The organism is Faecalibacterium sp. PGM34 (assembly GCF_054456555.1).
Window position 1 is genome coordinate 1,490,107 of sequence record NZ_CM136898.1, and the last position, 13,018, is coordinate 1,503,124.

7 protein-coding genes are annotated in these 13,018 nt (G+C 57.3%); 1 reads left to right on the forward strand and 6 read right to left on the reverse strand.

Features of this window, described 5'->3' with window-relative positions; all coding sequences use genetic code 11:
• Nucleotides 1–8 precede the first annotated feature (8 nt).
• From ACXPUX_RS06990 to ACXPUX_RS07000, 3 genes are all read right to left on the reverse strand, one after another.
• Entirely contained in the window at nt 9–1,556 is a 1,548-nt protein-coding gene (locus ACXPUX_RS06990; RefSeq protein ID WP_458831062.1) for a relaxase/mobilization nuclease domain-containing protein, read from the reverse strand.
• Nucleotides 1,528–1,962, reverse strand: coding sequence for a plasmid mobilization protein (locus ACXPUX_RS06995; RefSeq protein ID WP_458831064.1), 435 nt, complete (start codon nt 1,960–1,962; stop codon nt 1,528–1,530). The genes ACXPUX_RS06990 and ACXPUX_RS06995 overlap by 29 nt, the downstream gene beginning before the upstream one ends.
• A 907-nt stretch (nt 1,963–2,869) precedes the next feature.
• Nucleotides 2,870–5,107: a beta-glucosidase gene (locus ACXPUX_RS07000; protein ID WP_253493745.1), complete on the reverse strand. Its 2,238-nt coding sequence runs from the start codon at nt 5,105–5,107 to the stop codon at nt 2,870–2,872.
• 233 nt (nt 5,108–5,340) lie between these two features.
• Between ACXPUX_RS07000 and ACXPUX_RS07005 the strand changes: the two genes are divergently transcribed.
• Entirely contained in the window at nt 5,341–7,959 is a 2,619-nt protein-coding gene (locus tag ACXPUX_RS07005; protein ID WP_458831067.1) for a family 78 glycoside hydrolase catalytic domain, read from the forward strand.
• A 110-nt stretch (nt 7,960–8,069) separates the two neighbouring features.
• On the opposite strand, the gene ACXPUX_RS07010 is transcribed toward ACXPUX_RS07005, so the two are convergent.
• The 3 genes from ACXPUX_RS07010 to ACXPUX_RS07020 are packed head-to-tail and all read right to left on the reverse strand — an operon-like array spanning nt 8,070 to nt 12,950.
• Nucleotides 8,070–8,918 (reverse strand): sugar phosphate isomerase/epimerase family protein, encoded by an 849-nt coding sequence (locus ACXPUX_RS07010; protein ID WP_458831069.1) that lies wholly within the window; start codon nt 8,916–8,918, stop codon nt 8,070–8,072.
• 3 nt (nt 8,919–8,921) lie between these two features.
• Nucleotides 8,922–10,736, reverse strand: a complete 1,815-nt coding sequence (locus ACXPUX_RS07015; RefSeq protein ID WP_458831071.1) for a family 43 glycosylhydrolase — start codon at nt 10,734–10,736, stop codon at nt 8,922–8,924.
• A gap of 6 nt (nt 10,737–10,742) precedes the next feature.
• Nucleotides 10,743–12,950, reverse strand: a complete 2,208-nt coding sequence (locus ACXPUX_RS07020; RefSeq protein WP_458831073.1) for a glycoside hydrolase family 2 protein — start codon at nt 12,948–12,950, stop codon at nt 10,743–10,745.
• Nucleotides 12,951–13,018 lie beyond the last annotated feature (68 nt).

Consider the following 13,018-nt stretch of genomic DNA (forward strand, 5'->3'; position numbering starts at 1 on the left):
ACACTCCTTTATCTCTCCTGCTGCGTCTGTTCTTCCTCCCGGAAAAAGGACGCAACATTCTGCTTTGCGGTTTTCAGCTTGAGCAGTTCCTCTTTGGCTTCCTTGTACTGCTCGTAGAATTTTGCCTTTTCGGATGCCAGCTGCGCATACTCGGCTTCCAGTTTCTTCGGGCTGGGCAGCTTGGTGATATCATTTGCCTTGAAATAGGCTGCTGCCGTCCGGTATGCTGTCAGTTCTGCACGGTGCTGTTCTTCAAAGGCTGCGGGTCGTTTTGCGGCTTTTAACTGTTGTGCGATGTTCTTGGTGTTGGTGTAGGCTGCGACGTGATAGCGCAGCTCTTTGTTGGTTTTCATGCGACCTTCGAGATCTTTCACCACCGCCAGCGAATCGTGGAACTTGGTGTCAAGCTCTGTGATTCTCTGGTCGAGTGCGTCCTCGTTGAGCAGACCTTTTTCTTGCAAGAGAATCAAGGTCTGTGCCATGGCTTTGAGGTTGTGTTTCTTCGCCCAACGCTCGTAGCCGATGCCCTTGCCCTGCTTCAGCTTTGCCTGAATGTCCACCAGTTTCTGAATCTTATCGGGCTTGTCTGTTGCGATAGGCTGGATGGTCGGAGCAAGCCGGATGTTCTGAGCGAGTGCGGCAAGCACCTGCTCTTTCTCAAACTTGTCACCGAGATGTTTCGCTCGGATAAACTTGTTCCTGCCAGCAGGCAGATAGCTCAGACACCCACGGCTTTCCTTGACAGCAATGCCATACTGCTGCATGAGCCTGTCAGAAAAATCTTCAAGGCTCACAGCGCGATACAGCACCGAAGAAATCTGCTTCCGCAGGGTATCTTTTACGGTTTCAAACTTCTTCTGCTGGGACGGTTGTCCGGCTGCGGTGAGGGCTGCGTTTGCAAGGTCGAGCTTCTGCTGACCGCGCCTGCGCGCCCAATACTCAGCTTCGCTAACACGCTCTTTCGAGCCGTTGAGCAGGTCGATCTGGTACAGTCCGGCACCCTCGCACAGTTCCATGACCTCGACACGGAGGTGCCGCATAGTCTGGGCGGTGCTGGAGTGCTTCATGCCCTCGCGCCAATCGCGGGGCTTCTGCATATAGGGCTTGCGTTCCACTTCTCGCGTTCGGGTGCTGCCGATCACGATGTGGACGTGGATGTTTCCCGAATGGTTGTGCCCATCGGGGTGAGTGCAGACGATGGCAGGATGACCGGGAAAATTTTCAGAACAAAACTTCAGGCCAAGTGCCTGTGCCTTTTCCATGGTCAGGCCGTTGTCGGCTGCATCTCTGGGGTCGAAGCTGATGATATACTGATGGCTCTTAATATCATCGCGTTGGGTGTTCTTGCCATACTTGCGGTTTGCCAGCAGACAGGCCGTTGCGAACGAGAAATCGCCGCACTCAAGGGTGTCGAGCAGGTACGAATCCCGCAGCTTCGGCTTGCCGTGCTCATCCAGAAGTTGCTTTCCGGTGAACGCGTCGTGCTGGTAAACGAGGTACGCTTCGATGGCGGTGTAGTCCGAGTTTTTAGAGGCGATATGCTTGAGCGTTGCCATACAGTTCACCCAGAACTTTCTCGGCGTGGAGACGGAATGCGGTCAGGTCTGCAAGTTCGTCAAGAATTTTCGCCCGGATCTGCTCGGTGTCTGCACCGCCGGAGTTGAAGTGCCTTGCAAGCTGGTTGAGGTTGGTGCCCACCTTGCTGCACTGGGCAAGCAGGGTGGAAACAGCGGTCAGGGTTTCTTCGCCGCCGCCTGCGACGATGACCGTTTTTTCGATCTTGACGTTGTGGATGGCACGGCGGATGAACGTGGAGAGGGAGAGATTCAGGAGTTTGCAAGTGAGTTCCAGTGACGCTTTTTCCTCCGCTGTCACACGGAACTTGATGACGTGCGTTTTGTTGTTCGGCGTGTCGTGGTGCTGGGAATTGCTAGGGATCGATTGAACATTCGTTTTGGTCATTGTACCTCCTGTCTGTTCGATAACTCCTCGGTGAAGTTATGTAAAGCACGACACGCCGTTCCATTCGTGCCGTAAGGCACGAATGATGAGCAGGGTTTGGGGCAGGCACGCCCCAACAAGATCACTTCGGAAATGCAGACGCATTGCAGAAGTGAAGTCCCAGATGGACAGGAAATATTCAAGAATTGAAAATTTGTGGCCACGGGACGGTTCTTGCCCTCTACCGCTGCGCTCAAAACGCATTTTCAACAAATGTTTCCGAATTGTTAAGATGCAAAAATAAGTAGAGAGTTCCGCTGCTCGTGTATGTGGGTCACCGTTTGCTCCGAACGAAGTTCCTGCCCCTGTTTTGCAGCGGCGTTGTCCGGCTCGCCCACGGAAAGTGTGAGGTCATGGCGCAGTATCTCGTTCGGACGGCTTATGAAGGATTCAAGGTACAGTATGAAGAAAGCCGGGCGCAGTGCGGACACTACAACCTGCTTCTTTCAAGCACAAGAATAACACTTTGAAGTTGTATAGTCAACAACTGAAAACAAATTTTGGAAGATTGAACAACTACATAAGATTTTATTTGTGAAAAAGAAAAATACCGCCCATGCAGCGCAGCGATGGATTTTGTCGGGTGAATCGGCGGCAAAATGAATCGGGTGTGTTGCGGGGCGGTAAATTCTTTCGTGGACTTTTCCTCACGGAAGTGGTGGGTCTCACGGTGATAACCAACCACTTTCTGTGGCTGTGTTCAAAATGAACACGACCACATCTTGTGGATGGTTTTGGGCCAATCCACAAAAGCAGTGGGATTTACAAGAAAAATACCACTGTATGTAGAATGCGTCAAGAGGTTTTTGGAAAATTTATGGCAATAAAGTGGAGAGAGTAGGACTTATTTTATCGCGCAATCCCTGCCTTACGCCTGATTGATCTGGCTCAGGATGCCGTTCAGCTGCTCCTCGGTCAGGACGTGGAAATCAATCAGCGTGTTGAGCTGGATTCCCATCATCATGGACAGAGAAGAATCATCATCGTCCTTTTTTCCGGTGGCGCTGCCTGCGGCTGCGGCCATACGCTGCAGGATCGGTCCGATGATGGCAGCACCCACCGGGTGGGTCATGACCTGCTTCAGAGTGGAGGCTGCGGTAAAGTGTACCGGCAGCGGCTGCGCTGCCTGCCATTCCAGCAAGCCGGTCAGGCGCAGATCCCGGCTGGATGCACCAACGCAGATCTGGTAAGTGCCGCTTTCTGCATAGAAATCATGCAGTTCCGGCTCATAATAGGCAAGGCTGCGCTTGTCCAGTGTAAACTGCACCTCCTTGCTCTCACCGGGCTGCAGGGACACCTTGGCAAAACCTTTCAGTTCCCGGACCGGACGGTGACGCTCACCCTTGGGCGGTGCTACATAGAGCTGCACCGTTTCCTTGCCGGCGACTGCGCCGGTATTTTTTACCGTGACGGTGACCTGCACTTCTTCACCCTCACGGACGGTGCTGCGGCTCAGCCGGAGTACGCTGTATTCAAAGGTCGTGTAGGAAAGGCCATGACCGAAGGGGAACAGAACATCTGCTTCCGTGGTGTCGTAGTAGCGGTAGCCGACAAATACGCCCTCAGAGTAAACGCTGGTCTCCCGCTCGCCGGGGAAGGAAAGATAAGCCGGGGTGTCGCTCAGCCTCCGGGGGAAGGTCTCTGCCAGCTTGCCGCTGGGGTTGACAGCGCCGTACAACAGATTCACGGCGGCTTCTCCGGCACCGTCACCGGCAAGGTACAGTTCCAGAACAGCCGGGACATCGTTGACCCACGGCATTTCGATGGCAGAGCCGTTGTGCAGGACGACCACGGTATTCGGCTGTACCGCAGCGACTGCGGCGATCAGATGATTCTGATTTTCCGGCATGGCAAGGGTGGTGCGGTCGTAGCCTTCGCTCTCGTACCGCTCCGGGAGTCCGGCAAAGATCACGGCGACCTCTGCGTCTGCAGCAGCAGCCACGGCGGCCTGTTCCAGCGCAGGATCAACGGTATCCTCATCGGTGCGGTAGCCCTGTGCATAGGCTACACCGGGAGCGTGCTCCAGCGCACAGCTGACCTTCGCACTGTTGACATGGCTGCTGCCGCCGCCCTGATACCGGGGGTGCTGCGCAAATTCGCCAAGGAACACCGCCTTGCAGCCCTTTGCCAGAGGAAGCACGCCCTTTTCGTTCTTCAGCAGAACCGCAGAGTTCTCTGCAACAGAAACTGCCATCCGGTAGTCTGCGTCCCGGTCAAATACGGCGCTCGCGTTTTCAGTTTTGGTCACAGAATCCACGAACCGCAGCAGGTTGCGGACGGCAGCGTTCAACTCCTCCTCCGAGAGCGTTCCTGCCTTGATGGCAGAAAGGATCGAGTTTGTGCCGCGGCCGCTTCCGCCGGGCATTTCCAGATCCTGTCCGGCGGCGATGCCCTTGGCGCGGTCTTTTACTGCGCCCCAGTCGGTCACCACCATGCCCTCATAGCCCCAGCGTTTGCGCAGGATGTCGGTCAGCAGTTCCTTGTTCTCCGAGCAGTGGGTGCCGTTGAGCTTGTTGTAGGCGGCCATCACGCCCAGCGGCTTTGCCTTTTTGACCACCGTTTCAAAGGCGGGAAGATAGATCTCGTGCAGGGTGCGCTCGTCCATCACGCTGTCGCTGACCATCCGGTCGGTCTCCTGATTGTTGGCGGCAAAATGCTTGATGCAGCTGCCCACACCATTGCTCTGGATGCCGTTGACCAGTGCCGCGCCCATCTCACCGCTGAGATAGGGGTCTTCGCTGAAATACTCAAAGTTACGTCCGCACAGCGGGCTGCGCTTGATGTTCAGACCGGGGCCAAGCAGCAGGGCCAGATTCTCGGCGCGGCACTCGTTGCCCAGCGTTTCGCCCAGCTTTTCTGCCAGAGCGGTGTCAAAGCTGGAAGCCACCGCCGCACTGGACGGGAAACAGACCGCAGGGATGCTTTCGTTGATGCCCAGATGGTCGCCCTGCTCGTCCTGTTTGCGCAGACCGCTGGGGCCGTCGCTCATCATCACGGCAGGCACACCGAGCCGCTCCACCGGCTGTGTATGCCAGAAATCCGAACCGGAGCAGAAGTCTGCTTTTTCCTCCAGTGTCATCTGCTGGAGGATCTTTTCAATGTCCATTCTGTAATGCCTTCCTTTCGTTTGAGGGCAGTCCACAGCCCTTTGATTTTCTTACCCAAAGTATAACAGGAGAACCGCAGACAGTACGGGTGAAAAGTCGTGAAGCAAGATGAATTTTTTGAATTGTCATAAACAACACGATTTTTTGACCGATAACACAAAATTTTGCACCCTTATTCCGTGGGATTCTCTTTATAATAAGAACAGAAATCAAACGGAAAAAGGAGATGCAGATGATGCAAGCAACAAACCTGAAAACGAATCATCTGACCCAGCCTCTCGGTATAGATGCCGGGACGCTGTTTTTATCGTGGCAGTGCGCCGAAGGCGTGCGCCAGACCGCCTACGGAATCGAAGTGACCGCCGGAGCCGAAACGCTGTGGGCAAGCGGAAAGATTTTGAGCAGTATGATGCACACCGAAACGCCCACCCCTGTGCCGCCCAAGATGCAGGGACAGTGGCGCATCCGCCTGTGGGATGAAAATGACCAGCCCGGTGCATGGAGCACCGCTTCCTTCGAGACCGGGCTTGCACAGACAGACTGGCAGGGCGTGTGGGCCTGCCCGGAGACAGAAGAGCCGGACATCGACTGCACCGATGCCATCAACGCCTTTGCAAAACCCAACTGGGAGCAGAAGCAGGCAGCGCTGGAAGCCTCTGGCAAAGGGCAGGCACAGCCTTATCAGCCCCACCGCCCGGCAAGCTATCTGTGCAAAACGTTCACCGCCCCGGCGGGGCAGCGCAAGCGGCTGTACATTACCGCCAAGGGGTTGTATGCGGCATGGCTGAACGGCAAGCGTGTCGGCGACATGGTGCTTGCCCCCGGAGGCTTTACCGCAGATAAGCACCTTGGGGCGCAGACCTACGATGTGACCGCGCTTGTCCGTGACGGTGAAAACGAACTACTCATCGCATTGGGCGACGGCTGGTACCGCAGCACCTCCGGCGTGGATGGCGACCGTGACCTGTTCGGGAAAGAAGTGGCTGTCCTGTTCCAGCTGGAAGTGGACGGCAAGGCGGTCTGCGTTTCGGATGACGACATGGAGGCCACCCAGTGCGGCCCGATTCGCCAAAATGATCTGCAGCAGGGCGAAGTGTACGATGCCCGGCTGGAAGAGGAGCTTTCCGGCTGGCATGGCGTAAAGACCGAGCCGAACACCCTGCCCATCACCGGCATGAACACTGTGCCCATCCAGGAGCAGGAGGCCTTTGCGGGCAGGCTGCTGCACACCCCCAACGGTGAGACCGTGCTGGACTTTGGCCAGAACGTGGCTGGCTATGTGGAGATAAAGCTGACCGCCCACGCCGGGCAGAAAATCAAGCTGCTGTGCGGCGAAGCACTGGACGAGAACGGCAACTTTACGCAGGAGAACTTTCAGGACCGGAACCGCCACAAGGAGGGCGGCACGGCGCAGATGCTGGAACTCGTCTGCAAAGAGGGCGAGAATCACTACAAGCCCAGCTTTACCATCATGGGCTTCCGGTACGCAAAGGTGGAAACGGACATCGACCTGACCGGCGCAGAGTTTACTGCCCACGCCGTCTATTCGGAGATGCCGGTCACCGGCAGCTTTGCGTGCGGCAACGCCGATGTGGATCAGCTGGTGAAAAACAGTGTGTGGAGCCAGAAGGGCAACTTCTGCGATATCCCCACCGACTGCCCCACCCGCGAGCGCGCCGGCTGGACCGGCGATATGGGAGTGTTCATTGAGACCGGCCTGACCCTGATGGACTGCTACCCGGTGGTGGAAAAATGGCTGGCCGAGTGCCGCCTGAACCAGTACCCGGATGGACGCATGGCGAACATTGCGCCGCCCACCAGCCGCCCCGGCTACATGACCCCCATGCTCTGTATGTCGGCGGGCTGGGGCGATGCTGCCATTCTGGTGCCCTACGCCCTTTATAAGCGCACCGGTGACCGCAAGATCCTTGCGGACAACTACGAGATGATGCAGAAGTGGTATGCGTTCCTGCTTGGCCGTGCACAGCAGACCACTGAGGAACAGCAGACCGGGGCATACGCCAAGTACACGGTGCTGAACGGTCTGGACTACGGCGAGTGGTGTGAGCCTGGCATTACCCCCATGCAGGCGATGATGAACCCGCGCAAGAGCGTGGGTACGGCCTATCTGGCTTATTCCGGGCGGATTCTGGCAGAAATTGCGCAGGCACTGGGCAAGGCAGAGGACGCAGTGCAGTACCGTGACACGGCAGAAAAGGCGGTGAAGGCATACCGTGCTGCCTTTACGGATAATGGAACCATCACTTCCGACCGCCAGTGCGAATATGTCCGCGCCATTGCCTTTGCGCTGCTGGGCGAGGAGGAGAGCCAAGCCGCTGCGGATACCCTGAACCGGATGGTGGCGGAAAACGGCTACCACCTGAACACCGGCTTCCTTTCTACGCCCTTCCTCTGCGAGGTGCTGGCAAAGTACGGCTATGCCGACACCGCCTATAAGCTGCTGTTACAGGACACCGCTCCCAGCTGGCTCTATGAGGTCAAGCAGGGCGCTACCACCGTCTGGGAGACATGGACGGGCATTGACGCAAACGGCCACCCCAGCGAATCCCTGAACCACTACTCTTACGGCGCCATCTGCGGCTGGCTGTTCGGTGGCGTGTGCGGCATCCGTCTGGCAGGGGAGACCCTGACCATCACCCCCACCCCGAACCCGGCTCTGGGATGGGCAAAAGCAGTGTACGATTCCCCGGTGGGGCGCATTGAAAGCGGCTGGCAGTATGCAGGCGATGCCGTGACCTACACCATCACCGTGCCCTGCAACAGAACCGCAGAAGTCACCCTCCCGGATGGCAGAAGCCTGACCTTGCAGCCGGGCACCCACACCCTGTAACGCAAAAAGATTCCCCACAAAACACAACGCCCCGCACCGGAAGGAGAAACCGGTGCGGGGCGTTGCTTTTATGGGGGTAATGAAGAAGAAAATGATGAAAAAATGGCAGATCAGAATTTTTGCGCAAGGTATTTTGCGCTGAGCTGGAAGCTCTTGATGGGGGAATTGTCCACCCAGTTGCGGTGGCTTTCCAGAATAACGGCATCCACCTCCACGGCAAGGGCCTGCGCCATCAGGCTGTCCAAGTCCATATTGCCGGTGCCCAGTTCCATGCTGTCGGTTTTCAGAATGGGGGTGATGGCACTGCCAGTGATGCGGGTGCCCCGGTCGTTGATGTGCCACAGCTTCATGCGGGGACCAAGCCGCTGCATCCATGCCAGCGCATTTGCACCGCCCTCGGTGAACCAGTAGCTGTCAAACTCAAAGTTGACAAAGGCAGGGTCGGTCTCTTCTAAGAGGATGTCGTAGGCGCGCTTTTCTGCGTTCACATGCCGCAGCTCGCAGTTGTGGTTGTGGTAGAGCAGGTGGATGCCCTCGGCTGTCAGAGTCTCGCCGGCTTTGTTCAGCCGCTGCGCAAGCTGGTGCATAACGGCTTCATCGCCGTAATCAAACCGGTACATCCCGGTAATGACCACATACTGTGTGCCGAAGCTCTTGGCTTCCTCGGCCACTGCGTGGGCGTCCCGTTCCAGAGAGCCAAGGTCGGTGTGCAGGCTGACCACCTTCAGACCGGCTTCCTGCACTAGCTTGTGCCAGTCCAAGTTGCCGCCCTTGCCCACCGGCATCCCGGCGGCTTTGGTCAGCAGCTTTACCACAAAGCCGATGGGGTGGATCATAAATCCACACAGTTCAATGCCGTCGTACCCGGCGGCTTTCATGGCAGCAAGGGTCTCTTTTGCCTGCTGCTCGTTGCTCAGTACAGTGCCCAGCATAAATTGCTGCACGGCTTTGATGGGCATGGTTTACCCCTCCAGTTTGAAAATCTTACCCGGCGTGATGCCGTTTTCGTTAAAGCTGTCCACGCAGACGTAGTATTCCTGCCCGGCGGTCAGGGTGGAAAGGGTCACTTCGTCTGCATCGTACACCAGCCAGCTCAGATAGAGCTTATCGGGCGCAACGCCGTAGCGGACATTGCAGCCCTGTGCATTTTCGATATGCTTCCAAGTGATCTTTGCATCCAGTGCATCTACGCGAGCCCCGGCGGCTTCGGCCTGTGCGGGCTTCGGGCCTTCGCCGTTGCCGAATACCCGCAGGCCGCTGATGCGCAGCGGCTGTCCATAGGGCAGTTCGCCTCCCGTGACCCGTACGTACCGGGCGCGGATGCCGTCGGCATATTCGTAGTAGCCGTTAGAGCACTCCCGGGCAATCGTTTCGCGGGTCGTCCAGTCTGCTCCGTTCACACTGGTCTCTACCGTGTAATGAGAGATCTGCGGCCGAGTCTCGATGTGGCGGGTCTTGCGGTCGTCGCCGTAGCTGTCGGCAGGGAAGTCCACCACCAGCTTTTCATCCGCCATGTTTACCTGAATGGCACGGACATCACTCTCTTTGCCAAGGTCCACGCAGAGCCATTCGCCCGGCTCTGCACCGGCGGCGCTCCACCAGCTGCGGCAGTCCTCATTGACTGCCCATTCCGGGCTGCTGTTTTCTGCGGTGCTGGAGGCCGTGACCGGCTTTTTGTAGCTCAGCAGCATCCATTCCGGCTGCTGTCTGGCGGCATCAAAGCGGTCTGCCGGGATGCGGTGGGGGTAATCGGCAAAGTTCTGGTTGCAGTAAAGCACGCCGTCCTTGTCGAACCCGGCAGGGAACAGCCCCACCCGGCGCTCAAAGTCATAGTTGACGGAAATGCGCATGGTGGAAGCGTGCCACCAGTTGCCGTAGGTGTCGGCAATGGTACTGCCGTGGCCTGCACCGGTAATGAAGCCACCGGGCTTTGCGGAGAACGGATTGGATGCCTGCCGCACAAAGGGGCCCAGCGGAGAACGGGAGGTGTATACACCGTCGGCGTAAGTGTTGTACTGGGTGCCAGGGCAGGCATATTGCAGGTAATAGAGGCCGTCATGCTTTGTCATAAAGGCACCCTCGATGTAGGGCTTGCCGATGGCGTTGAACATGGCAGTCAGGCTTTCGACACTCAGACCGGGGATATTTGCCATCTGCGGCGGCAGATTCAGCTTGCCGGTCTTGGGATCATAGAACTGCTTCATGGACTGGTACAGCACGCTGGCTTCCCGGTTCACGATGCCGTTGTTGCCGGGGCGTTCGTAGCCCAGTATGGTTTCATTGCCGAAGATCAGCTCCTGCTTTTCACCGATGGGAGTCATGGTGTCCGGGTCCAGCTCCACGCCGTAGATGGGGGCAATATTGGAACAGCCCCAGTAGAAGTACACCCGGCCATCGTCATCGCAGAACAGATCAGGGTCCCAGAAAGCAAAGGGCGCGGAAACCTCGGTAAACGGCTCAGTCAGGGGGTCAGCGGTGCGCAGAATGGGGCAGTTGCGCCCCTTGCGGCTGGCGCAGAAGTAGAGGTAATTGCCCACCTGCCGCACATCCGGTGCGTAGTCATAGATCAGCAGGTCGGGGTCTGCATGGAAGTTCCAGTCCAGAAGATCCTCCGAGTACCAGAACCCTGCCGACATGGAAACGAACAGATAATATCTGCCTTTGAAGTACACCAGCGTCGGGTCTGCGCCCTCCCGGAAGCCCGCTGTGCGCGGGCCTTCCTTCATGTGCTGGTAACGGTAGCCCAGATCAAGGGGGTTGCAATAAGTCTGTTTCATCAAAAATCACTCCTTGGAAATGCCCTGCAATACCCGGTTCAACTGCTTGATATCCTCTTCCGAAGTGCCCGCCTGCATCAGCATGGATTCAATGGTCATCCGCTGCATGGCACGCTCCATCATCGCCACCAGAGCCGGGTTGTCCTTCACGGCAGCGGCAACATCTCCGCGGGCAGCAGCGGCTTTATCAGAAATCTGCTTCAGGACGGGGCCTGCCTTGGGGTCTGCCATGGCGGCAGCCATGTTGTCCTTGACCGACCAGCAGCTTTCGTCCAGCTCGCCGTCAAACCAGTTGGTCACGTTCTTGCGGTTGTCCATGGCGTAATCCGGGTTGGGGGCGTCTACCTTGTTCACCAGGATCATGCTGCTGTGCTCACCGGAGCGTGCCTCAATGCTGTGCTTGCCGGTGATGGGCAACTGGAAGGTAAACACCTTGTCGCCTTGCTTGGTCTCCACCAGCTGGCCGTCTTTGTACAGTGAGACTTCCGGCAGATTGGAGTAGACCTTGATCTCGGTCACATCCTCGGCGCGGTCCACATAGCGGCTGCCGCACAGGTGCACGAACGGCTCCTTGCTCCAATAGGCCTTGTAGAGATAGAAGGGGTCTTTTTTCAGCTTGCGGTCAAAGGTGACAAGTCCCTTCTGGTTCTCGCCATGCTTGCCGCCCTCATCGCGTCCATCGGCGGCAAAGTCGAACATGTTCCACACATGAGTCGCCCACAGCCACGGACGGTCGGCAATCATCTTTGCGATGTGCTCGTGGTAGATGCACTGGTAGCTCTCGGTATAGTCGCCTTTTTCCGGGTGGCTGCTCTGGTACTGGGGGTTGGCGTCTGCGCCGTACTCCGAAAAGCCGATGCAGCGGTCCGGGTAATCAGCATGATATTTGTCAAAGAACTCGTCGTTCTGCTCAAGGTCCCCCAGATACCAGCCGAAGTAGAGGTTGTAGCTGTTCACATCCGGGATCTCCAGAATGGGGCTGGTGGTCTCCAGCATGAACACGTTTGCCATGGTGGTCTTTCGGGTGGGGTCCAGCTTGTGCGCCAACTCGTTCAGCAGACGGTGGTTTTCCAGCAGATCCTCGTTGACCGCAGAGGCGGCGGTGATCTCGTTAGAAAGGCCCCACACGGCAATGCAGGGGTGGTTGTAGTTCTGGACGATCAGCTCTTCCATCTGGGTTAGGGTGTTGGCACGGCCGTTGGTCATGTGCATGGTGATGTAGGGGATCTCTGCCCAGATGACAAGACCCTTTTCATCGCACAGGTCGTAGAAATACTGTGCGTGCTGGTAGTGGGCCAGCCGGATGGTGTTGGCACCCATTTCCAGAATGATGGAAATATCCTCCTCCATCATTTCGTTGGTCAGAGCAATGCCGGCCCCCTTGCGGTCCTGATGGCGGGAAACGCCCCGCAGCGGATAGCTACGTCCATTCAGGAAAAAGCCCTTCTGGGGGTCGATCTCAAATTTCCGGCAGCCAAAGCGGGCAGATGCCTCCTCGCCGTTGCCCAGCTTGGCGGAAACGGTGTAAAGGAAGGGGTCCTCCACGCCATCCCACAGATGGGCATCGTGCAGGGTGAAAACAGCCTTTGCAGTGCCGTTTTCCACCGGGGCGGTGATGCTCTGGCCTTCCAGTGTAAAGGTTACGCTCTGTGCGCCCACCACGGCGGCTTCCACAGTGATCTCGGCGGTCTTGGCGGCAAGGTCGGTGACGATAGGGGTCACCTTCAGCGCCGGTGCGCCATTAGCGGGCAGGGCAAAGTGCTCTGCGGGAACGATGTGCAGGGTCACATCCCGGTAAATGCCGCCGTAGAAGGTAAAGTCTGCCTTCTGGGGGTACACGGTGTCGTTGTCGCGGTTGTCCACGGAAATTGCCAGCAGATTTTCCTCTTTGAGGTGGTCGGTCAGGTCTACCCGGAAGGTGGAATAGCCGCCCTTGTGCTCAGCCAGCTTTTCACCGTTCAGGTAGACGGCAGCGGTCATAGCTGCGCCGTCCAGCTGCAAAACAGCCTTGCCGCCTGCCGGGATGGTGGGCTTTGCCAGGGCCAGTGTATACCAGCAGGTGCCGCGATAGTAATCGTTGCCGCCGTCCTGACCGTCCACCGCGTTCCATGTGTGGGGCAGGGCAATGGCCTCGCCCATAACGGCGGCGGGGATGCCGGGGTTATCCTTGGTAAAATGCCAGTCGCTCTGATTCAACAGGATGGTCTTGCTCATGGTAAAAACTCCTTTTTTATAAAAGATGGATAGAATCAGCAAAAACCGAAAGAGCGTATGAGCCCTTT